Raw genomic sequence first — 22,617 nt, 5'->3', positions numbered from 1 at the left:
CACCGGAAGCGCAGGAAACCGCCATTCGCAGGCCGGCATCGCCTGGATATCGGCATGCCCTTAGAGGGCGGCGCCGCGCCGCTCGGACGGCTTCATCTCATCGAGCAAGGTGCGGATGACACCACGCATGTTCTCGTTCATGTCGTTGCGCCACAAGGCAAAGGCGACATTGGCTTCGACGAAGCCTTCCGGCGAACCGCAATCGAAGGTGCGGCCCTGATAGTGGTAGCCGTAGAAGGGTTGCTGCTTTTCCAGCTTCAGCATCCCGTCGGTGAGCTGGATCTCGTTGCCCGCGCCGCGTTCCTGTCCTTCGAGGATGCCGAAGATTTCCGGCTGCAGGATATAGCGGCCGTTGATGAACAGGTTGGACGGCGCGGTGCCCGTCTTCGGCTTCTCGACCATGCCGGTGATGCGGAAGCCGTGATGCGTATCCTCGCCGCGGCCGACGATGCCGTATTTATGCGCCTCGGCCGGATCGCACTCCTGCACCGCGATGATGTTGTTGCCAGTCTCGGCGTAGAGTTCGACCATGTCCTTCATGCAGCTCTTTTCCGATTGCATGATCATGTCGGGCAAAAGCAGCGCGAAAGGCTCGTCGCCTACAAGCTCGCGCGCGCACCAGACGGCATGGCCAAGGCCGAGCGGCACCTGCTGGCGGGTGAAGCTGGTCTGGCCCGGCGCCGGCTGCAGCCGCTGCAGGCGGGCAAGCTGGTCGTCCTTGCCGCGCTGCGCAAGCGTGTCGTAGAGCTCGAACTGGACGTCGAAATGGTCCTCGATGACCGCCTTGTTGCGGCCGGTGACGAAGATGAAGTGCTCGATCCCCGCGTCGCGCGCCTCATCGACCACATATTGGATGACCGGCCGGTCGACGACGGTCAGCATTTCCTTCGGGATGGCCTTGGTGGCCGGGAGGAACCGCGTGCCGAGGCCGGCGACCGGGAAGACTGCCTTGCGAACTCTCTTCATGCTGTCAATTATCCGTTTGAGGGCCTGCTCCGCAATCCCGTTCTGAGACATTTTCGCGCCGGAATCGAGACCTGAACAATAGCAGGACTAACATTGCAGTGCGTAAAGCATCGAGGCGTCTTTTCGTTCCCGACCCCACCTATGGTAAACTAAATGCTAACCGGGTTCGGCGATGAATGATCTTCCTGATATGACGAAGGAGGAAAAGATGTCCGTTCGCAGCACCGCAAAGCGCCTGGCAAGCGCCGTGACGGCAGCCAGCCTCTCGCTTGCCCTGCTGATGCCCGCTGGGCCCGCCTTCGCCGATGCCGGGTTTCGGCAATGGGTTGCCAGCTTCCGCGCTACGGCGGTGCAGAGCGGCGTTTCCGGGGCGCTTTACGACCAGGCCTTCAAGAACATCAACGATATCGACCCCGTGGTGCTGGAGAAGGCCCGTACCCAGCCCGAATTCACCGCTCCCGCCTGGGACTATTTCGACAACCGCGTCCATGACCAGTCGGTCGCCGTCGGCCAGCAGATGGCCAGGAAATGGAAGCCTTGGCTGGACAGGATCGAGGCCAGATTCGGCGTCGACCGCAACATCTTGCTCGCCATCTGGTCGATGGAATCGAATTATGGCGAGATCCTCAAGCGCGACGACATCATGCGCAATGTCATCCGCTCGCTGGCGACGCTCGGCTATGCCGACCCGAGGCGCTCGAAGTTCGCCCGCACCCAGCTGATCGCGGCACTGAAGATCCTGCAGAGGGGCGATATCGACGAAAGCCATCTGAGCGGCTCCTGGGCCGGTGCGATGGGCCACACCCAGTTCATCCCGACCAGCTATCAGGCTTATGCGGTCGACATGGACGGCAACGGCAAGCGCGACATCTGGAATTCGATTCCAGACGCTTTGGCGACAGCCGCAAACCTGCTCAGGAAGAACGGCTGGCAGGCGGGCAAGACCTGGGGCTATGAGGTCACCTTGCCGGCCGGCAAACTTCCCGGCGGCTCCAAGACGCTGGCGCAATGGCAGGCGCTCGGCGTTGCCAGGGCCAACGGCAAGTCGTTCAAGAACGGCTCCGACAAGGCGACGCTGAAGGTGCCGGACGGCCGTGGCGGACCGGCCTTCCTGATGATCAAGAATTTCTCGGTCATCAAAGCCTACAACAACGCCGACAAATACGCGCTCGCCGTCGGCCTTCTTGCCGACGAAATCGCCGGCTATGGCGGTCTGGTGCAGGACTGGAAACGGCCTTTCACCAAGCTCACCTTCGAGGAAAGGCAGGAGCTTCAGCAACGGCTTTCCGAGCATGGCTACTATGACGGCAAGTTCGACGGCAAGATCGGAGACGGATCGAAAGCCGCGATCCTGGCCTTCCAGGCAAAGACCGGCTTGACCCAGGACGGCTATCCAAGCATGGAAGTGCTCAAATGGCTCCGGCAAAAGTAGAGCTGCCTTAGAAACGGAGGAAATACTTGGTTTCGGTTGCGCGTATCCGGGTGATCCTTCGCCGCATGCCGATCCTGATTCTGGCGATCGCCGTCCTGGCTGTCGCTGCAGCCAGCACCTTTCACACGCCGGCCCTGGCGCAGGAACAGCAAAATCGCGGCTGGTCGCTGCGCGACCTCTTGTTTCCGCGCCGCAGCGAGCGGGTCGAACCACCGCTCGACATCCAGAAGGCAAGGCCGAAGCCCAAGGCCAAAAAATCGCGGCCCCGCCTCCCAGCCGAACCGGCGACGCCGATCGTGGAAAAGACGCCGGACGCCCGCGTCGTCCTGGTGGTCGGCGATTTCATGGCGGCGGGTCTCGCCGAAGGTCTGGACACCGCCTTTGCGGAAAACCCCGGCGTCAGGATCGTTGCGCGCAGCAACGGCTCATCCGGTTTCGTGCGCGACGATTTCTACAACTGGCCGGAACAGATCAAATCGCTGATCGACACCGAAAAACCGGCGGCCGTGATCGTCATGCTCGGCTCCAACGACCGCCAGCAGATGAAGGTCGGCGACGTGCGCGAGCAGCCGCGATCGGAAAACTGGACCAAGGAATATGAACGCCGGACCGATGCGCTCGGCAGCGCCATCGCCGCCGCCAAGGTGCCGTTCCTCTGGGTCGGCATGCCCGCGTTCCGGGTCTCGAAAATGACCTCCGACATGCTGGCCTTCAACGACATCTACCACTCGGCGGCGCAAAAGCATGGCGGCGAATTCGTCGATGTCTGGGACGGTTTCGTCGACGAGAACGGCGCCTTCGTCACCAGCGGTCCCGACATCAATGGCCAGCCGGTGCGCCTGCGCTCCGACGACGGCATCAACGTGTCGAAGGCCGGCAAGCGCAAGCTTGCCTTCTATACTGAAAAGCCGCTGATGAAGATCCTTGGCATCACCGCGCCGGGAGGCGCGGTGACAGCCTCCGCCCCAGCTGGCGCACCGGTCGAAGCACCGGCGCCGGCCGCCGCTCCGATCGTGGTCGACCGCACCCCGCCGATGCTGCTTGGCGATCCAGCGCTCGATGGCGGCTCCGAGCTTCTCGGCGCCGCGCCGCCGGCAAAGGGCAACCCGAATTTGCCCGGCGAAAAACTTATCATCGAAGGCAAGGCGCCCGATGCCTCGCCCGGCCGCGCCGACGATTTTTCCTCGCCGCCGAAGACCCAGCCCGCCACGGCTGCCGCTGTGACCGACAAGACGACGGCAATCAAACCTTGATATACGGCAAAGCTCGGAGACCGTTTCGAAACTTGCTCCTGCGAGTCATATGAAGGTGTTTTCGAGGACCGGAGCGGAGCGTACGTTTGGGTACGCGAGCACCGGAAGCGCAGAAAACGCCTTCGATGGCCGCAGGAGTAAAGTTTCCAAACGGTCTCAGCGGGGCAGAACGCTCGATCCCATGAGGGCCTCGTCAATCGAACGCGCTGCCTGGCGGCCCTCGCGGATCGCCCAGACCACCAGCGACTGGCCGCGGCGCACATCGCCCGCCGCATAGAGCCTGTCAACGCTGGTCCTGTAGTCGTGGTCATTGGCCTCGACATTCCTGGAGCGCCGGCTGTCGGTGGTGATCTTCATCTGCCCGTCCAGTTCCGCCACCACGCCTGCCGCGGCCGGCCCGGCAAAGCCGATTGCGATGAAGGCAAGATCGGCGCGGATGACGAATTCGGTGCCGGCGATCGGCTTGCGCTTGTCGTCGACCTCACAGCATCTGACCCCGGTCAACTGGCCCTCTTCGCCGATGAATTCGAGCGTCGCCACCTGGAATTCGCGCTCCGCACCCTCGGCCTGGGACGACGAAGTGCGCATCTTCGTCGCCCAATAGGGCCAGACCGCGAGCTTGTCTTCCTTCTCCGGCGGCTGCGGCCGGATGTCGAGCTGGGTGACGCGAACCGCACCCTGGCGAAAGGCCGTGCCGACGCAGTCGGAGGCGGTATCGCCGCCGCCGACGACGACGACATGCTGGCCGCTGGCGATGATCGGATGCGAAGGCCACGCAACAGATTGGATCGGCTCGCCGCCGACGCGCTTGTTCTGCTGCACCAGATAGGGCATCGCGTCGTAGACGCCGCCGAGATCGTCACCGGGGATGCTGGCGGCGCGCGGCGTTTCCGAACCGCCGCAATAGAGCACCGCGTCGTACTCGGCGAGCAGGTCGGCCACAGGCTTGTCGACGCCGACATTGACGCCGCAATAGAAAGTCACGCCTTCGCCCTGCATCTGCTCGATGCGGCGGTCGATATAGTGCTTCTCGATCTTGAAGTCGGGAATGCCGTAGCGCATCAGCCCGCCCGGACGGCTCTCGCGCTCATAGACATGGACGTCGTGACCGGCACGGCCGAGCTGCTGTGCGGCCGCCATGCCGGCAGGCCCCGAGCCGATGACGGCGACGCGCTTGCCGGTCTTCTTCTCCGGCGGATAGGGCCGGATATGGCCGGTCTCGTACGCCTTGTCGGCGATGGCCTGCTCGACGGTCTTGATGGCGACCGGAATGTCCTCGAGGTTCAGCGTGCAGGCTTCCTCGCACGGTGCCGGACAGATGCGGCCGGTGAACTCCGGGAAATTGTTGGTCGAATGCAGGTTGCGGATCGCATTGTCCCAGTCGCCATTATAGACGAGGTCGTTCCAGTCCGGGATCTGGTTGTGGATCGGGCAGCCGGTCGGCCCGTGGCAGAACGGAATGCCGCAATCCATGCAGCGCGCGGCCTGTTTCTCAACCTCCTTGTCCGACATCGGCAGCGTGAATTCGCGGAAATGCCGGATGCGGTCGGAGGCCGGCTGGTACTTGTGCACCTGCCGGTCGATCTCGAGAAAGCCTGTTACCTTGCCCATAGTCCAGTCCCTGCTGTCCGAAGGCACGCTCGTTGGCGCACCCGTTAACCTCATAAGGCAGCCATGGCAACCTTCAGTCCGAGGTCAGGATTGTTGATGAGGTGTCGGCCGGGAAGCCCTGCTCCCCGGCAACGCCCAAAGCCTATTCCGCCGCCACGCTCATGCGCATGCGCTCCATCTCGATCAGTGCGCGGCGATACTCGACCGGCATGATTTTCCGGAATTTGGGCCGGAAAGCCGTCCAGTTGTCGAGAATCTCGCGGCCGCGTACCGAACCCGTGAAGTGGACGTGGTTCGAGATCAGCTGATAGAGCCGCTCCTCGTCGTGGCTGGTCATGTCGCCGGAGACGTCGACGCGGCCCTTGTGGTCGAGGTCGCCGCCATGATGGAGCAGCTTCTCCATCAGATCGTCTTCCTCCGGGACCGGCTCCAACTCGACCATCGCCATGTTGCAGCGTTCGGCGAAGTCGCCTACCTCGTCCAGCACATAGGCGACGCCGCCCGACATGCCGGCGGCGAAGTTGCGGCCGGTCGTGCCGATGACGACGACGATGCCGCCGGTCATGTACTCGCAGCCGTGATCGCCGACGCCCTCGACGACAGCGGCGACACCGGAATTGCGCACGGCAAACCGCTCGCCGGCGACGCCGGCGAAATAGGCCTCGCCCTCGGTTGCGCCGTAGAGCACGGTGTTGCCGACGATGATGGAGTCAGCCGCGACGATCTTGGCCTCTTCCGGCGGACGGATGACGATGCGGCCGCCCGACAAGCCTTTGCCGACATAGTCGTTGGCGGCGCCGACCAGCTCGAACGAGATGCCGCGCGCCAGGAAGGCGCCGAAGGACTGGCCGGCGGTGCCGGTGAGCTTGACCGAGATCGTGTCTTCGCGCAGGCCCTTGTGCTTGAAGCGCTTGGCAACCTCTCCGGAGAGCATCGCGCCCGCCGAACGGTCGACGTTGCGGATCGGCAGCTCGATGGTCACCGGCTGCTTGGCTTCCAGCGCCGGCTTCGCCAGTTCGATCAGCTTGCGGTCGAGCACGTCGTCGATCGGATGCTTCTGCCGCTCGGTCCAGTGCACGGCCTCATGCGGCGCGTCCGGCTTGAAGAACATCTTGCCGAAATCGAGCCCGCGTGCCTTCCAGTGCTGGATCACGTCGCGCTTTTCCAGCAGATCGGCATCGCCGATGATCTGGTCGAGATGAGTGAAGCCCATTTCGGCGAGCAGCCCGCGAACCTCTTCTGCGACATAGAAGAAGAAGTTGATGACGTGCTCGGGCGTGCCCTTGAAGCGCTTGCGCAACACCGGGTCCTGCGTCGCCACGCCGACCGGACAGGTGTTGAGGTGGCACTTGCGCATCATGATACAGCCGGCCGCGATCAATGGCGCGGTGGAGAAGCCGAACTCGTCGGCGCCGAGCAGCGCGCCGATGATGACGTCGCGGCCGGTGCGCAACCCGCCGTCGACCTGCAGCGCGACGCGCGAGCGCAAGCCGTTCAGCACCAGCGTCTGGTGCGTTTCAGCCAGGCCCATTTCCCACGGGCTGCCGGCATGCTTGAGCGAGGTCAGCGGCGACGCGCCGGTGCCGCCGTCATAGCCCGAGATGGTGATGTGGTCGGCGCGAGCCTTGGCAACGCCGGCGGCGACCGTGCCGACACCGACCTCCGACACCAGCTTGACCGAGACATCGGCCGCCGGGTTGACGTTCTTCAGATCGTAGATCAGCTGCGCCAGATCCTCGATCGAATAGATGTCGTGATGCGGCGGCGGCGAGATCAGGCCGACGCCTGGCGTCGAGTGCCGGACCTTGGCGATGGTAGCGTCGACCTTGTGGCCGGGCAGCTGGCCGCCCTCGCCGGGCTTGGCGCCCTGCGCGACCTTGATCTGCATCATGTCGGAGTTGACCAGGTACTCCGCCGTAACACCGAAGCGGCCGGAAGCGACCTGCTTGATCGCCGAGCGCTCTGGGTTCTTGCCACCACCGGGCAGCGGCAGATAACGGTCGGACTCCTCGCCACCCTCGCCGGTGTTCGACTTGCCGCCGATGGCGTTCATGGCACGCGCCAGCGTGGTGTGCGCCTCACGAGAGATCGAGCCGAACGACATCGCGCCAGTCGAGAAGCGCTTGACGATGTCGGCCGCCGGCATGACGTCTTCGAGCGCGACCTTCTTGCGGCCGGTCTCTTCGGCAAGCTTGATCTTGAACAGACCGCGAATGGTCTGCGCCCGCGCCGTCTCGCTGTCGATCTGGGCGGAGTAGTCCTTGAACGTATCCCACGAACCCTGGCGCACGGCATGCTGCAAGGTGGCAACCGCATCGGGCGACCACATATGCGCCTCACCACGCATGCGGAACATGTATTCGCCACCGACCTCGAGGCTGTTGCGCAGCACCGGGTCGTTGCCGAAACCGTCGCTGTGGCGGCTGAGCGTCTCGGCCGCGACCTCGTCCAGCCCGACGCCTTCGATCAGCGTCGCGGTACCGGTGAAGTACTTCTGCACGAAATCGGTTTTCAGGCCGATGGCGTCGAAGATCTGCGCGCCGCAATAGGACTGATAGGTCGAGATGCCCATCTTGGACATCACCTTGAGGATGCCCTTGCCGATCGACTTGATGTAGCGGGAGACGACTTCATAGGCGTCGACCTCGGCCGGCAGTTCGCCGCGCTTGTGCATGTCGAGCAGCGTGTCGAAGGCGAGATAGGGATTGATCGCTTCGGCGCCATAGCCGGCGAGGCAGCAGAAATGATGCACCTCGCGCGGCTCGCCGGATTCCACGACGAGGCCGACCGAAGTGCGTAGCCCCTTGCGGATCAGGTGGTGGTGAACCGCGGCCGTGGCGAGAAGCGCCGGGATGGCGATGCGGTCCGGTCCGACCTGACGGTCGGATAGGATGATGATGTTGTAGCCGCCGGCGACTGCCGCTTCCGAGCGCTCGCAGAGCCGGTCGATGGCGCCCTGCATACCGGCCGCGCCCTCGTTCGAGGCATAGGTGATGTCGATCGTCTTGGTGTCGAAACGGTCCTCGGTGTGGCCGATGGAGCGGATCTTTTCGAGATCGCCATTGGTCAGGATCGGCTGGCGCACTTCCAGCCGCTTGCGGCGCGAGTTGCCGACGAGGTCGAAGATGTTCGGCCGCGGTCCGATGAAGGACACCAGGCTCATCACCAGCTCCTCGCGGATCGGATCGATCGGCGGGTTGGTGACCTGGGCGAAGTTCTGCTTGAAATAGGTGTAGAGCAGCTTCGATTTGTCCGACATCGCCGAGATCGGCGTGTCGGTGCCCATCGAGCCGACCGCTTCCTGGCCGGTGGTGGCCATCGGCGACATCAGCAGCTTGGTGTCTTCCTGGCTGTAGCCGAACGCCTGCTGGCGATCGAGCAGGCTGACATCCTTGCGCAGCGCGCGCGGCTCGACCGGCTTCAAATCTTCCAGGATGAGCTGGGTGTTGGCGAGCCAGCTCTTGTAGGGGTGCTTGGTCGCGATCTCCGACTTGATCTCCTCGTCGGAGATGATGCGGCCCTTTTCCAGGTCGATCAAAAGCATGCGGCCGGGCTGCAGCCGCCACTTCTTGACGATCCGCTCCTCCGGCACCGGCAGCACGCCGGCCTCGGAAGCCATGATGACGCGGTCGTCATCGGTGACGATGTAGCGCGCCGGACGCAAGCCGTTGCGGTCGAGCGTGGCGCCGATCTGGCGGCCATCGGTGAAGACGACCGCCGCCGGCCCGTCCCACGGCTCCATCAGCGCGGCATGGTATTCGTAGAAGGCCTTGCGATCGGCATCCATCAGCTTGTTGCCGGCCCAGGCTTCCGGGATCAGCATCATCATGGCGTGGCTGAGCGTGTAGCCGCCCTGGAACAGGAATTCGAGCGCATTGTCGAAGCATGCGGTGTCGGACTGGCCTTCGTAGGAGATCGGCCAAAGCTTCGAGATGTTGTTGCCGAACAGCTCGGAATCGACCGACGCCTGGCGCGCCGCCATCCAGTTGTTGTTGCCGCGCACGGTGTTGATCTCGCCATTGTGCGCGACCATACGGTAGGGATGCGCCAGCTTCCACGACGGGAAGGTGTTGGTCGAGAAGCGCTGGTGGACGAGGATCAGCGCCGTCTCAAAACGCGGATCGGTGAGGTCCTTGTAGTAGGCCCCGACCTGATAGGCCAGGAACATGCCCTTGTAGACGATGGTGCGCGCCGACAGCGACACGCAATAGGAACCGATGTCCTTGTTGTCGTTCTCGGCGTAGATGCGGCCCGATATGACCTTGCGCAGCAGATAGAGCCTGGCCTCGTACTCCTCGTCGTCGGTAATGTCGGCCGTGCGGCCGATGAAGACCTGCCGATGGAACGGCTCGGAGGCCACGATGTTCGGAGCCTTCGACAGGGACGAATTGTCGACCGGCACGTCACGGAACCCGAGCAGCGGAAGCCCCTCGGACTGCGCCGATTCGGCAATGATGTCCTCGATATGGGCGCGCAGTGCTGCGTCCTGCGGCATGAACCAGTGTCCGACGCCGTACTGACCCGCCGGCGGCAGGTCGATGCCCTGGGCGGCCATCTCCTCGCGGAAGAAACGATCTGGAATCTGCACCAGAACGCCGGCGCCGTCGCCCACCAGCGGATCGGCGCCGACGGCGCCGCGATGCGTCAGGTTTTCGAGCACGGCAAGGCCGTCCTTGACGATCCCGTGCGACTTCACACCCTTCATGTTGACGATGAAGCCGACGCCGCAGGCATCGTGCTCGTTGCGGGGATCGTACAGGCCCTGCGCGGCAAAGCCGGTGCTGGTTCGGCCAGTATTGGATCGGGACGCAGTTTTGACGGCTGCCGCTTTCGTCTGCGCGGCCGGACCGTTCGTCGCAGAGGGCGTCATTGCCGTCATCATCCTGTCCTCCATTCGCGCCCTCCGGGCGCTGGTTTGCCTCGGGAAGCGTATGGCCTCCCCTTCATCCTTGCGGCACGTCTTGCGAAATCCTTGCCGAGGCAAGCGGCTTTCCGCATGCTTCGCATATGGTATTCGTACAGGCCAGAGCCGGATCGTCTACCTGTCGCTCGCGGCAACAGCCGGAGAGGCCCAAATGATACGCCAATCCAGCCTGATTTGTGCGACAAAATAAGACAGCACTACTGTCCTAAATTTTTATGACAGAAATCGCAGGCGTGCACAAGACCGATTCACAAAAATCTCGAGCCTTTCACGACAGAAAATTGCGCATAGGAGGGTAGAAACGTAACCTTCATTCGCCACCCCTGCCGCCTGGCTCGGCTGGCTTTACTGGTTTTCCAGCGCTTGGCCCTTGCGCGTCAAACACCAAAGCAGCCATGGTCCCGCCCGTTTTTCAAACCAGATACGGACCTCTCAATGTTCTTTGCATCCGACAACTGGGCGGGCGTCCATCCCGACATCTCGGCCAATCTTTCCCGGCACGCCGCGGGCATCGCGACCGCCTATGGCGATGGCGAACTGGACCGCGCCGCCTACCGGCGCTTCAGCGAGGTCTTCGAGCGGGAGGTCGCAGTGTTCTTCGTCGCCACCGGCACGGCGGCCAACGCGCTCTCCATGGCGGCATGCAATCGTATTGGCGGCGTCGCCTTCTGCCATTCCGAAGCGCATATGAACGTCGATGAATTCGGTGCCGCGGGCTTCTATACCGGCGGAGCGCGCATGTCGCCCGTCCCCGGGCCATTGGGGCGCATCAATCCGCAAGTTCTCGACCGGGCCATCACGCGCTATTCGCAAGACCTCGCCCCCGCCGGCCAGCCGATGGCGGTGACGATCACCCAGGCGACCGAGGTCGGCACGATCTACACCGTCGACGATGTCAAAGCCGTGTCTGAGGTCGCTCGCCGCCACAAGCTGCCTCTGCACATGGACGGCGCGCGCTTCGCCAACGCCGTTGCTGCGACCGACATTTCGCCGGCGGAGATGACCTGGAAGAGCGGCGTCGACATCATCTCCTTCGGCGGCACCAAGAACGGCTGCTGGATGGCCGACGCGGTCGTGGTCCTGAACCCCGACATCGGGCATGATCTGCGCCTGCTGCGCCAGCGAGCCGGACAGACCTTCTCGAAGGCACGCTTCATCTCGGCTCAGTTCGAAGCCTATTTCACCGACGATCTCTGGCTGAGGATGGCGCGCCACGCCAACGCGATGGCCGCGCGGCTGGCCGAGACGATCGAAGACGCGCCGGCCGGCCGACTTGCCTGGCTGCCGCAGGCCAACGAGGTTTTCGCCATCCTCGACCGCGCCAGTGCCGAAAGGCTGCAGGCGGCGAGCGCCAAATTCTACGAATGGGGCGTACCCCAAGGCTTCGACGGCCACCTCGGCGACAATGAAGCGATCTACCGTTTCGTCGCCAGCTTCGCCACGACCACGGAAGAGGTCGACCACCTTGGCCATTTGCTGGCCCGGTAACGGCTAGGCCAGAAAGGGCCGCGCCAGCAGCTCCAGTCCAAGCAGGATCAGGAAGATCAGGAACCAGCGCCGGAAGGTCGCCGGACTGATCTTCTGTCTGAGCAGCTGGCCGAGCCACATGCCGAGCAAGGCCGGTGCGACGGCCAGCGCCGACATCGCGATATGCTCGATCTGGAATGCGCCATGGGAGGCGAGGCCAACCGCCAGCGCAATGGTCGACACCGTGAAGGAAAGACCGAGCGCCTGGATCAGGTCGTCGCGGCTCAGCCCCAGCGCCTGGATGTAGGGCACCGCCGGCACGACGAACACGCCTGTGCCGCCGGTGACCACGCCGGTGAGGAAGCCGATGATCGGCGACGACCAGCGCTCCGCCTTGATGGGAATGCTGAGCTGTCGTGCCAGCAGCGTGTAGGCGGCGTAGAGCACCAGCGCGGCCCCCAGGCCCGCGGTCGTCCATTTGACGTTGTCGCTGGCCAGCACCCTTGCGCCGGCGACCGTGCCGACGAGGATGCCGGCCATCATCAGCCACAGCCGGCGCAGGATCGATGCAAAGCTCGGACCCGCGAACAGCTGCCAGACATTGGTGACGAAGGACGGGACGATCAGCAGCGACGCGGCCGTGACCGGCGGCATGACAGTGCCGAGAAGCCCCATTGCCAGCGTCGGCAGGCCCATGCCGGTGACACCCTTGACGATGCCGGCCAGCAGGAAGGTGATGGCGATTGTGCCCGTCAGCGCCAGGGAAAAATCAGACATGCCCTCGATCCATTCGCAGGACGAAAACCTCGTTCAGCGAGGCTTGCCGCGAAAGGGCCAGTATCCCAGGTTGGGGATGGCACAGACATCAAGACAAACAAAAGCGGCGCCTTTCGGCGCCGCTTTCGTCTCGGGAGGAGACGGACTTGTTCGTTCGAGAGATCCGCGATTACGCGGCGGTCTTGGCCTCGATCTGCTTGGCCTTGGCCGAGGACGCGGTGATCGCGATCTTGCGCGGCTTCAGCTCCTCGGGGATGTTGCGCTTGAGGTCGACGAAGAGCAGACCGTTCTTCAGCGTGGCGCCGACGACATCGACATGGTCGGCAAGCTGGAAGCGGCGCTCGAAGGCCCTCGAAGCGATACCGCGATAGAGCAGCTCGGAACCTTCGCCATTGCCCTCTTCCTTGCGCTCACCTTTCACGGTCAGCACATTGCGGTGGGCCTCGATCGAGATCTCGTCTTCCGAGAAACCGGCAACCGCCATCGAGATGCGATAGGCGTCCTCGCCGGTGCGCTCGATGTTGTAGGGCGGGTAGGTCTGCGCGCTCTCGGGCTGGGCAAGCGAATCCAGCATGGTGAAAAGACGGTCGAAGCCGACGGTCGAGCGATAAAGCGGGGAAAAATCAACGTGACGCATGAGGTGTTCTCCTGTGAGCAACAAGGTTTGCGTTTGGCCGGTGCGAAACCCGTGACGGCGTTCCGGATGGGCCAGCGGCCCCGACATTGGCGACCGCATCAGACATTTGGGGAGCGCAAAAGCGCATTTCAAGATTTTGCCGGATGGCGAATTCGCGCTTCGATGAACGGCAGATGAACCGCCGCTTCGGCGCCTGTTCAGCCAGGCAGCGCTAGTCTGCAGCCAGGATCAAGAACAGGCGGCATCGGGATGAGGTGCCGCGACGAGGCCGAACCGGGTGTAACGTCCCTTCCTCCCGGATCGACAGAGGCCGGAAGCACGCCGCAGGCTGCTTCCGGCCTCATTCGGTGCCGGAAGTTCCTGCCTTCCCCTTCCAACCGGAAGCCCTTTGCTTTTGCCGCGTTGGCGTCTATCACCGGGCCTGCGCCTCGCTAGCGACACGAAAAACGAAACGCCGAATGACGGACCTCTTCCACGAATTTCCTGGCAATCCGTCACCGGTAAACGCGGCAGGCGGTTATTTCACCACCCGCGACCGCAAGCGGATCCGCTATGGCCTCTTTGGCGCCGTAACCCGCCCGATCAAGGGCACGGTAGTGGTGCTGACCGGCCGCAACGAGTGCACCGAGAAATATTTTGAGACCATCCGCAACCTTACCGACAGAGGCTTTGGCGTTGCCACCCTCGACTGGCGCGGCCAGGGTGGCTCCGACCGGCTGATCCGCGACCGCCAGCGCGGCTATGTCCGCAGTTTTCGCGACTACACCAGCGACCTGGAGCAGTTCTTCGAAGAGATCGTGCTGCCCGATTGCCGCGGACCTTACTACATCCTGGCCCATTCAGCCGGAGCGGTGGTCGCCCTGCTTGCCTCGCCTTCCATGGTCAACCGGGTGCGGCGCATGGTGCTGATCGCGCCCTTCCTGACCTTGCCGGACCTTCCGGTCTCGATATCGACGGTTCGCCGTGTCTGCTCGGTGTTTTGCCTTCTGGGCCTCGGCCGGCTTTATGCCGCATGGGGACCGCGGCCGGAGCAGACCACCCCCTTCGCCGTCAACAAGGTGACATCGGATCCGGAACGCTACCGGCGCAACACCGGCATCTACGAAGCCTATCCGCAACTGGCGCTTGGCGGGCCGACGATCCGCTGGCTGAAAGCCGCCGCGGAGGCGTCCGAAGCCGTCAGCGATCCGGACTTTGTCGCCGCGATCCAGGTCCCTATGCTGGTGATCGCCGCCGGCGCCGACCAGGTGGTGTCGACCAAGGCTGTGGAGGCCTATGCAAGGCGTCTGCGCCTCGGCTCGCTGCTGATGATCGACGGCGCGCATCATGAAATCCTGCAGGAGGCTGACATGTATCGCGAGCAGTTCCTCGCCGCTTTCGATGCCTTCATCCCGGGCACCGGCGACGACGCCTGAGCGACAGCAATCTGCAGGCGCTGACCCTCGGAGATCAGGCCTGGCGGGCGAATTCCATGATCCAGTTGGTTTCCCAGGTCTTGCCGCCATCCGGCGAAAAGGCCTGCTCCCAGCGCGCAGACTTTTCGGTGATCCCCGACCAGAGGAAGCGCACCCGGATCGGGCGGCCTTCGAAAACATCTTCGCACAGGAACGTGCCGACACCATCCTCGAACGACCCGCGCATCGGCACGTCGATGGTCAGCGGATTGCGGCCGTCGATCCACCAGATCGACCACTGTTTCGTCGCCGGATCGAAAGTCCGCACCGTGGCGGCGCGATAGCTCCCGCCGGGCAATTCAATCACATTGTCGTCGACATTGCCGAGACCGCCGAGGATCGGGCGCACGTCGCATGTTCCGCCAAATATGTCCCAGTTGGTGTCGCCTACCAGCCGCGTGCGCAGCCTTCGATGGCTGACCGCCCAGCGTCCGTGGAAGAAATCGAAATGGCTGCGGCCGTCCGCCAGATTCTTGTCTGGATGGCTGGCTGTTGATTGCGTCGCCATGTGCGATCCTCCCTCAGGTGAAATCCTTCTATAGCGGAAGGATCCTGACACCCGCCTGTCAGGAGGATCGGGTGGCGGTTGCCTATTTGTTGCCGCGCCCCTGAATATCGGCGGACCCTAGGCGCGCAATGCCGCCATGGCGGCCGCATGCAGTTCCGGCGTCGCCGCCGCCAGTATGTCGCCGCCCTTTTCCGCCGGTCCGCCGTCGAAGGTGGTAACGACGCCGCCGGCCTTTTCGATGATCGGGATCAGCGCCACGATGTCGTAGGGCTTCAGCCCGGGATCGGCGACGATGTCGACGCTTCCCGCCGCGACCATGGCGAAGGCGTAGCAATCTGTGCCGTAGCGGGCGAGCTGGACCTGTTTCTCGAACTGGTCGTAGCGCGTGCGCGCCTCACCCTTGAACAGCGCCGGCGTGGTGGTGAACAGCGTCGCTTTGCTGAGTTCGGTCGTCTTGCGCGCCGAAAGCTTTCTCGGTCCGCCCGGCCCCTCATAGTGGGCGCCGGAGGCGTTGGCGTAATACAACTCGCCGGTGAAGGGCTGCGACATCAGGCCGGCGACGGCATCACCGTCGACCGTGAACCCGACCAGCGTTCCCCATACCGGCAGGCCGGAAATAAAGGCGCGGGTGCCATCGATCGGGTCGATCACCCAGACGTGCTTGCTGAAAATGTTCTCGCTGCCATGCTCCTCGCCCAAAATGCCGTGATCGGGATATTCCGCCGATATCAGCGCCCGGATGACCCGCTCGGCCTCGCGGTCGGCCTCGGTGACCGGGTCGAAGCCGCCCGCCTCCTTGTTGGCGACGGTTCCTTGGCTGCGGAAGCGTGGCAAGGTCTCGGCGGCGGCGGCATCGGCGATGCGCCGCATGAAGTCGATGCTGATATCCAACTGATTCTCCCGCGTTGCAGCATGTCGTCATTGCCGGTGATTTCGCGCCGGAGCAAGGGCTTGGGAGCCCTCCGGCGCCACGAGCACTGTTGCCTGAATGTCACGCAAGCGTCATCGAAACGCAATTTCCACTTCATAGTGAATTAAAAAAGCCCGAAGTCGGTTGACATTTGTGCAGCGCACAATAGATTTATTCCCGGACAGGTCTTCCTGTCCATGCCCTCCTTGGGCGTTTCCTCCCTAGACTTCGACCGTGTCGTGCAAACGATGCGGTCTTTTTTTCGCCGCGACACCGGCGCGGCGTTGACCTGTGCCGCCTGGGCGCCAAACCTATTCTGCGGCGAGCGGCAGGTCGATGAAATGGTGATCGGGCATCGCCATCAGGTCGGCCGAGAAGCGCGCCAGATCGTCGGCAAGCGCATCGAAGCCGGCGGATTTCTGGAACGTCCGCTCATTCATGTAAAGCCCGCGATTGACCTCGATCTGCAGCGCGTGGAGATGGCGCGCCGGCCGCCCGTAATGCTCGGTGATGAAGCCGCCGGCATAGGGCTTGTTGTGGGCGACGGTATAGCCCATGCCGGTGAGCAGGCCGATCGCCGTCTCGGTCAAAGCGGCCGTGGCGGAGATGCCGAACCGGTCGCCTATGATGAAGTCCGGCCGCACCCCATTGTCGCCGACCCTGATGCTGGCGGGCATCGAATGGCAGTCGATCAGCACGGCATAGCCGAACCGCGCATGGGTTCTGGTCAAAAGCCGCTTCAGCGTCTCGTGATAGGGCTTGTAGACGGTCTCGATCCGCGCCACGGCCTCGGCCAGCGGCAAACGGCCGGAATAGATGTCGAGCCCCTCGCCCACCAGCTTCGGCACGGTGCCAAGTCCGCCCGCGACCCGCGCCGAGCGGATGTTGCAGAAGGACGGCACCGGTTCGGCGAACATGCGCGGGTCGAGTTCCCAGGGTTCGCGGTTGACGTCGAGATAGGCGCGCGGGAAATTCGCCGCCAGCATCGGCGCGCCAAGGGCCACGGCGCCGCCGAACAGTTCCTCGACATAGCAATCCTCGGACCGGCGGATGGCGTTGCGGTCGAGCCGCGCCATGGCCAGGAAGCGGTCGGGATAGTAGCGGCCACTGTGCGGCGAGTTGAAGAGGAAGGGAACGCGCTGCTCGGCGCCCGATCGGATTTCGAAGGGTGGAACGACCGAAAAATCCTCGGCTGCCGTCTTCAATTTGAGCGAACCCGGAAACAGCACTGCATCATGATTTGAAAGTGCCATCTCGCCGGCCGCATGTCCAGCATTTCAGCACCCTCGCAGCTCAGCCAAAGTCAGGATAATGCTGCCATCGTTCACTTGATGTTTACCGTCACCTCCTCATATACAGGATGGTTAACGGGCTTGCCCGGCGCCAATGTCGGGGCGGGTGATTCGGACGGGATATGATGGCACGCATTCTGCTGGCGGAAGACGATGACGATATGCGCCGGTTCCTCGTCAAGGCACTGGAGCGCGCCGGTTATCAGGTGAGCGATTTCGACAATGGCGCCAGCGCCTATGAGCGGTTGCGCGAGGAGCCTTTCTCGCTGCTCCTGACCGATATCGTCATGCCCGAGATGGACGGCATCGAGCTTGCCCGCCGCGCCACCGAGATCGATCCCGACCTCAAGGTCATGTTCATCACCGGTTTCGCCGCCGTTGCGCTCAATCCGGATTCCAAGGCCCCGAAGGACGCCAAGGTCCTGTCGAAGCCGTTCCACCTGCGCGACCTCGTCAACGAGGTCGAAAAGATGCTGCAGGCCGCCTGAAGCGCTACCGGCTCGATCCTCGCGCGTCCTCGGCGGCGCGACAAAACGAGCCTTTCTTTCCCTTTTCGACCTATTGACGCGCTGGATCAAAAATGGTGTATGCGCGGCTTCGGATGGGCGTGTAGCTCAGCGGGAGAGCACTGCATTGACATTGCAGGGGTCACAGGTTCAATCCCTGTCACGCCCACCATCTAAAGACTTGAAATCGTTGAGTTACCTGCTGCGCGCCGGACGTCGTATTGTGATCCGTATTGCGCAACGCGCTTTTCGCTACGAATCAGCATGTGGCGGCGATCGCCGACACCTGCATTTGCCTGCTGGATGATTGCGCCGCCAGGCGGCGCTCTTCACTTCGTTTCCTGCTCTGCGATCCAGGCTTTCAGCTTGTCGAGCGGGTAGCGGACTCCCCGGCCGGTTCCGCTCAGCCGAATCCATGGCGGCCCCTTGTTCGTCGCCCGCCAGGCATCCAGCGTCTTCACGGAGACCGACAGCATGTGCGCCACCTCCTCGGCCGAGAGCAGCAGCTTTTCCGGAAGATCTTTCATGGTCGCCCTCTCAATGAGCGGCGAAATACGCTTCGCCGCTTTCACGCAGCGCACAGCCGGTCAGCCACACCAGGCGATCGAGATTGGCATCGTGATCGGCCAGCCCCGTTTCGTCCCATGCGCCATAGGCGCGCAGCATCGCCGCGCATTGCTTGCGATCGCCGCTCACCCCGAAATGCTGCCGCACGTAGGCGACAGCTTCCGAGGCGTCTCCCGATGCGCCGCAATCAAGCAGCGCATCGCGTAGGGAATCGCAGGATTCATTGGCAGAGAGTATGAAATCGCTGCCTGCGAAGTGAAGCGAATTGATCATGCCACCTCGCAATCGGTCAGGAAGAAGCAGAACGTTTTGCCGCTCTTGTCGAGCTTGACGTAGGCAATCTCGATGTTGTCGCCCTGCTTGTATCCGCGCGGAAGATCCTTCCAGTCCCCGACCTTGCGGGTAATGATCCTGGTGACGTCGCCGAAGCGATCTCCCATCATCCAGCGATCCGCGTAGGCCGGGATCTGCACGCGTCCCAGGCTGAGCCGGAACGCGGCCAGGCCGCTCGGCCCGAAACCTGGATGGTTGCGCAGCCCGTGCAGGATCGAGCCGCGATTGGGCATGTCCGCGCAAAAGCCGAGCCGCGCGTTGTACCAGTCGAGCGACAGCGCTTCCTTCCATTTGCGGCCATGCTCGGCCGCGTAGGAACGCAGCGCGGCCAATTCGTCATGAGAGGGTCTGTGCATGGCTCAGCTCCCGATCTCGAATGCCGCCGCATTGTCGTTCATCGCGCGCACGTAGACATTGCCGCTGCCGTCGGCGAGCCCGCCGGAAAACCACCGGCCGCGCCAGTCGAGCTTTTCCGCCAGCGCCTTTGCCACGCTGTCGTGATTGTCCTCCACTCCGAGCGAATGCTCCCAGTGGACGAACATCGTTCGTGCCTGGCAGCGCACGCGGATTCGCGCGCCGCGATAGTTCGTCGGTCCTACAAACTTCGTTTCGATTGCCTGATAAGCCATTAGCTGCACGCGCTCCTGTGAACTTTCCACCGTGCTCCACGGCGGTCCCACAAAAGGCTGTCGAGGATTTAATGGGAGCAAAAAGTAGGTCTAAATAGCGCGACCTGACCCGCCCCCGGCGGGTACCTGGCCAACGCCACCCGGTACCCCCGCTGTTTTCAGTCGCTTATAAATCCCGGAAGCGCCCCGAAGATTTTTGCACTTCAACACATCTACACTAACAACATTTGCACTCCAGCGCCGCCCGGCTACCGCCGAAACCCCCAAACCGCCCGGAAAGTCACGCAGCAACGAGCCCGTCGGCTGCCCTAACGGCATCCAGGTTGTGGAAGACCGGTCCGTCGGCTTGACTCCATCCTCTGCCGGGCTGCACCATCCACGCGTTGGAATCATTCCAGCACCCGCTGACGCGTCGCACGATTGTCCTACGCGAAAGCGGACTCAACCTCGCCGGGGTCGTAACAACCCACTCCGGCGCAAGTGAGGTAAACATGACTGACCTTTTTGCGCAGTCCGCGCTGTCCAGCGCGGATATTCTCCCTATGACCGTCAACCACATGGCATTCCTCGTCGATCGATTGCACGAGGACTGCTCGCCGCTGCAGTTTTTGCGGGAACTGACCCGCAATGCCCTTGAGGCGATCGCCAACAACCCCGATGGCAAGGGCGAGGTTCGTTGGGACGTCGACTGGAACCGGCATACCCTCACCGCCGGAAGTGTTTCCAAGCTGTGTGTCGTCGACACCGGCTGCGGCATGACCGGCGAAGAGATGGTGCACTACATCAACAAGCTCTCCTCCTCCATCCATCGACAGCACCGGTCCGGCAACTATGGCGTCGGGGCAAAGATTTCTGCCGCCCCTGCCAACCCGCATGGGCTGGTTTACCTGAGCTGGAAAGACGGCCAGGGCTACATGATCCACCTCAAGCGTTTTGCGGCCGAGGAGCAGTACGGTTTGCTTCGCTTCGACAATGGCGAGTACTGGTGCCGTATCGGCGATGACATCAAGCCCGAGCCGATCAAGGACCACGGCACGATGGTCGTGCTGCTCGGCAAGGACGAAAGCGAGCCCACGGTCGACGCTCCGCCCAAGGCGCCGATGCCGCGCAAGTGGATCTTGCGCTACCTGAACCAGCGTTTCTACCGCTTCCCGGAAGGGGTGGACGTAAAGGCCCGCGAGGGATGGGACCTGCCGCGCAGCGACACGAGGCATAATTTTCTGCGCAACGTGACGGGGACCGAGTCGTGGCTGAAAGAGTCCAGCGTAGCAATGGGCACCGTCGACCTCATTGACAACGAAGCGAAGGCGCACTGGTGGATCTTGCGTGCCGATGTCGACGTGAACAGCGGGCACGTTCCGCCGGGTGGCCACGTCTCTGCGCTGTACCAGAATGAGCTGTATGAGCTGGTCTTCGGCAATGCAGGCATTGCGCGCCTGCAGAGTTTCGGGATCGTATTCGGTTCGCAGCGGGTGGTCATATATGTCGAGCCGGACACGAATATTTCCGGCAGGATCACGTCGAACACCGCGCGAACTCATCTGCTATATGAGAACGAGGCGCTCAACTGGGCCGCTTATGCGGCGGAATTTCGCGCCAGGATGCCGGAGGAACTTGCTGACTACCAGGATGCCGTTGGCAGCGCGGTGCGGAATACTGATCATCGCACTGCGATCCGCGAGCGGCTAAAGACGATCATGGAGCTTTTCCGTTTTGGGCGTTACCGTCCGCGCGAAGGTGGCGTTCACCGCATGGGCGATCCCGTTAGCAACAGCGGTGGCCAGCCACGCGAGGCGGACGAAAGCTCGGGCGGCAACTCCAGGCCCGGCACGTTCGGAGGCCGGCAGGGCGACATCTACTCGCTTTTTGCGCAGGAGCATGGTGACGACGCGGACGAGGTAATGGGCAATTACGAGCCGATCCCAACCTGGGTGTCGATAGAGGATGACACACGCAGCCCGGGCGACATGGAAGACAGGGCGGCAAAATATGTGTCGGAAACCGGCCAACTGCTGATCAATGCCGACTTCCGCGCGTTCACGGACATGATCAACCGGTGGAAATCGAGGTACGATCAGGTGCCCGGAGCAGAGTCGGCAATCCGCGAAGTTGTCCGAGAGTGGTTCGAGCAGCAGCTGATCGAGACCATCATGAGCGCCTGGGGCCTTAAGCAGGGTGGCAAATGGAGCATGGACGAACTGGCCAAGCTCTGGTCAATGGAGTCGCTGACCGCCGCTGTGCTGCCACGTTATCACATCGATTTCGCAATCAAGCGCGCGCTCGGCCAGAAGCTCGGAAAAACTGCCATCGCAGCCTAGACAGCTTTTTGCCTTTTCAAGTAGGCGCGCCGTGGTCACACCGCGGCGCGCCTACGCTTTTCTCTGCTGGCTCGCTCGATGGCCTCCGGCCATCTCGACTGCGGCCGGCCGAATTTGATTTGCTGCTCTCCGCTGCCGCGCCTAGTTTGCGAACCTCCCGACGCCGAGGACCTCATGCAGTCCGATACACGATCCAGTCCCAGATGCGCCCTTCGCGACGTGCTCGCCGAGATCTTCGGCGACGATCGTCCCGACGAGATCGCCGCTTCCGCTCCGCTCGAGCCGACCCCGGGCGAGCGGGTTGCCGAACTCATCGACAGGATGCATGCCGAGGATGCGCTGATCTCGTACCCGCTGCTCGAGGCGGCAATAGGCTCCGGGCTAGCACCGCCAGAGGCCCTCCAAACCCTGCCATGTGTGCAGCTGGCGCCTGGCGTGCTGGTTGCCGGCTGGCGGCTTTCCTGGAATGCTGCCATCCGCAAGATCCTGATCCGGCCCCTTGCCGAGCCCGCCACTGGCCCCGTCGCCGAGCCGCCCTCCGCCGACCGATCCTCCATGCTTGCCGACCCTTCTACCGGCCCCGACGCTTTTGATGTCGCTGCCGCGGCGCTGGTCGATCCGCTGCGTTATCCTTTTCCGCCGACGACGCCAGCCAGGCTGCTCGAGTGGGCGTTCAACTTCTTTGCCATGCCGTGCCATGACGGCTGGCAGCTGGTCGAGCATCTCTCTTCGCCAGACAATGGCACGATCCCCGAATATCCGACGCTCGAATACCAGCGCGTCGCGCCCGAACTGGACACCGTGCTGCGTGTCGTCGGCAACGCCTCCGATTCCGGCCGCACCACCTTCACCGTCGTCGATCATTTCGGTCGCTGGGAGTTGTGGAATGCCAGCCTTGTCGGCTATGCGCGTTTTTCGACCGATATCGAGGCCATGCACGCCGCCGACCGGGCGATCATCGGCGCCGCCAGCCCCGCAGGTACGCACGTCTGGCTCGACCGGTTCAACGCCACCGACGCGCTTGACGACTGAC

At 63.1% G+C, this 22,617-nt stretch carries 19 protein-coding genes and 1 tRNA gene; 8 read left to right on the top strand and 12 right to left on the bottom strand.

The window, feature by feature from the left end:
* Nucleotides 1-60: 60 nt before the first annotated feature.
* Complete coding sequence (gene galU, locus AC1RUK_RS02090; protein ID WP_481836969.1) at nucleotides 61-966, bottom strand: UTP--glucose-1-phosphate uridylyltransferase GalU; 906 nt, start codon at nucleotides 964-966, stop codon at nucleotides 61-63.
* Nucleotides 967-1,174: 208 nt separating this feature from the next.
* Between galU and AC1RUK_RS02085 the strand changes: the two genes are divergently transcribed.
* Both AC1RUK_RS02085 and AC1RUK_RS02080 read left to right on the top strand, forming a co-directional pair.
* Nucleotides 1,175-2,398: a lytic murein transglycosylase gene (locus AC1RUK_RS02085; protein ID WP_481836970.1), complete on the top strand. Its 1,224-nt coding sequence runs from the start codon at nucleotides 1,175-1,177 to the stop codon at nucleotides 2,396-2,398.
* A gap of 26 nt (nucleotides 2,399-2,424) precedes the next feature.
* The gene (locus AC1RUK_RS02080; RefSeq protein ID WP_481836971.1) at nucleotides 2,425-3,651 is read left to right on the top strand and encodes an SGNH/GDSL hydrolase family protein; all 1,227 of its coding nucleotides are present in this window, start codon (nucleotides 2,425-2,427) and stop codon (nucleotides 3,649-3,651) included.
* Between the two features lie 156 nt (nucleotides 3,652-3,807).
* On the opposite strand, the gene AC1RUK_RS02075 is transcribed toward AC1RUK_RS02080, so the two are convergent.
* Complete coding sequence (locus tag AC1RUK_RS02075; RefSeq protein WP_481836972.1) at nucleotides 3,808-5,262, bottom strand: glutamate synthase subunit beta; 1,455 nt, start codon at nucleotides 5,260-5,262, stop codon at nucleotides 3,808-3,810.
* A 142-nt stretch (nucleotides 5,263-5,404) separates the two neighbouring features.
* Entirely contained in the window at nucleotides 5,405-10,141 is a 4,737-nt protein-coding gene (gene gltB / locus AC1RUK_RS02070; protein ID WP_481839606.1) for a glutamate synthase large subunit, read from the bottom strand.
* A 480-nt stretch (nucleotides 10,142-10,621) separates the two neighbouring features.
* Here gltB and AC1RUK_RS02065 point away from each other — a divergent pair, with 480 nt between their 5' ends.
* Nucleotides 10,622-11,674 (top strand): threonine aldolase family protein, encoded by a 1,053-nt coding sequence (locus AC1RUK_RS02065; RefSeq protein ID WP_481836973.1) that lies wholly within the window; start codon nucleotides 10,622-10,624, stop codon nucleotides 11,672-11,674.
* Nucleotides 11,675-11,677: 3 nt separating this feature from the next.
* Here the strand turns inward: AC1RUK_RS02065 and AC1RUK_RS02060 are convergent, their stop codons facing one another.
* Together AC1RUK_RS02060 and AC1RUK_RS02055 are read right to left on the bottom strand one after the other, a co-directional pair.
* The gene (locus AC1RUK_RS02060; protein ID WP_481836974.1) at nucleotides 11,678-12,430 is read right to left on the bottom strand and encodes a sulfite exporter TauE/SafE family protein; all 753 of its coding nucleotides are present in this window, start codon (nucleotides 12,428-12,430) and stop codon (nucleotides 11,678-11,680) included.
* 169 nt (nucleotides 12,431-12,599) lie between these two features.
* Complete coding sequence (locus AC1RUK_RS02055; RefSeq protein WP_436173372.1) at nucleotides 12,600-13,067, bottom strand: Hsp20 family protein; 468 nt, start codon at nucleotides 13,065-13,067, stop codon at nucleotides 12,600-12,602.
* 458 nt (nucleotides 13,068-13,525) lie between these two features.
* On the opposite strand from AC1RUK_RS02055, the gene AC1RUK_RS02050 reads away from it, so the two are divergent.
* Entirely contained in the window at nucleotides 13,526-14,482 is a 957-nt protein-coding gene (locus tag AC1RUK_RS02050) for an alpha/beta fold hydrolase (RefSeq protein ID WP_481836975.1), read from the top strand.
* Nucleotides 14,483-14,516: 34 nt separating this feature from the next.
* Here the strand turns inward: AC1RUK_RS02050 and AC1RUK_RS02045 are convergent, their stop codons facing one another.
* The 3 genes from AC1RUK_RS02045 to AC1RUK_RS02035 form a co-directional block, all read right to left on the bottom strand.
* Nucleotides 14,517-15,029 carry a DUF1579 domain-containing protein gene (locus AC1RUK_RS02045; RefSeq protein WP_481836976.1) on the bottom strand — a complete coding sequence of 171 codons (513 nt, stop codon included), beginning with the start codon at nucleotides 15,027-15,029 and terminating at the stop codon, nucleotides 14,517-14,519.
* A gap of 117 nt (nucleotides 15,030-15,146) precedes the next feature.
* Nucleotides 15,147-15,920 (bottom strand): histidinol-phosphatase, encoded by a 774-nt coding sequence (gene hisN, locus AC1RUK_RS02040; protein ID WP_481836977.1) that lies wholly within the window; start codon nucleotides 15,918-15,920, stop codon nucleotides 15,147-15,149.
* 330 nt (nucleotides 15,921-16,250) lie between these two features.
* Complete coding sequence (locus tag AC1RUK_RS02035) at nucleotides 16,251-17,192, bottom strand: N-formylglutamate amidohydrolase (RefSeq protein ID WP_481836978.1); 942 nt, start codon at nucleotides 17,190-17,192, stop codon at nucleotides 16,251-16,253.
* A gap of 164 nt (nucleotides 17,193-17,356) precedes the next feature.
* Between AC1RUK_RS02035 and cpdR the strand changes: the two genes are divergently transcribed.
* Nucleotides 17,357-17,719 carry a cell cycle two-component system response regulator CpdR gene (gene cpdR, locus AC1RUK_RS02030; RefSeq protein ID WP_006199474.1) on the top strand — a complete coding sequence of 121 codons (363 nt, stop codon included), beginning with the start codon at nucleotides 17,357-17,359 and terminating at the stop codon, nucleotides 17,717-17,719.
* A gap of 115 nt (nucleotides 17,720-17,834) precedes the next feature.
* Nucleotides 17,835-17,909: transfer RNA gene (locus AC1RUK_RS02025), tRNA-Val, on the top strand.
* A 157-nt stretch (nucleotides 17,910-18,066) separates the two neighbouring features.
* On the opposite strand, the gene AC1RUK_RS02020 is transcribed toward AC1RUK_RS02025, so the two are convergent.
* The 4 genes from AC1RUK_RS02020 to AC1RUK_RS02005 are packed head-to-tail and all read right to left on the bottom strand — an operon-like array spanning nucleotide 18,067 to nucleotide 19,266.
* Nucleotides 18,067-18,264 (bottom strand): helix-turn-helix transcriptional regulator, encoded by a 198-nt coding sequence (locus AC1RUK_RS02020; protein WP_481836979.1) that lies wholly within the window; start codon nucleotides 18,262-18,264, stop codon nucleotides 18,067-18,069.
* 10 nt (nucleotides 18,265-18,274) lie between these two features.
* Nucleotides 18,275-18,577, bottom strand: a complete 303-nt coding sequence (locus AC1RUK_RS02015; protein ID WP_481836980.1) for a hypothetical protein — start codon at nucleotides 18,575-18,577, stop codon at nucleotides 18,275-18,277.
* Complete coding sequence (locus tag AC1RUK_RS02010) at nucleotides 18,574-18,993, bottom strand: hypothetical protein (protein ID WP_481836981.1); 420 nt, start codon at nucleotides 18,991-18,993, stop codon at nucleotides 18,574-18,576. The genes AC1RUK_RS02015 and AC1RUK_RS02010 overlap by 4 nt, the downstream gene beginning before the upstream one ends.
* A gap of 3 nt (nucleotides 18,994-18,996) precedes the next feature.
* Nucleotides 18,997-19,266 (bottom strand): hypothetical protein, encoded by a 270-nt coding sequence (locus tag AC1RUK_RS02005; RefSeq protein WP_481836982.1) that lies wholly within the window; start codon nucleotides 19,264-19,266, stop codon nucleotides 18,997-18,999.
* Between the two features lie 491 nt (nucleotides 19,267-19,757).
* Between AC1RUK_RS02005 and AC1RUK_RS02000 the strand changes: the two genes are divergently transcribed.
* Complete coding sequence (locus tag AC1RUK_RS02000; RefSeq protein WP_481836983.1) at nucleotides 19,758-21,584, top strand: hypothetical protein; 1,827 nt, start codon at nucleotides 19,758-19,760, stop codon at nucleotides 21,582-21,584.
* Nucleotides 21,585-21,758: 174 nt separating this feature from the next.
* On the top strand, nucleotides 21,759-22,616 hold the full coding sequence (locus tag AC1RUK_RS01995) for a hypothetical protein (RefSeq protein ID WP_481836984.1): 858 nt from the start codon (nucleotides 21,759-21,761) through the stop codon (nucleotides 22,614-22,616).
* The last annotated feature ends 1 nt before the right edge of the window (nucleotide 22,617 follow it).

The sequence above is a fragment of the Mesorhizobium monacense genome, from assembly GCF_056781675.1.
This window is presented reverse-complemented; position numbering and strand designations above follow the sequence as displayed.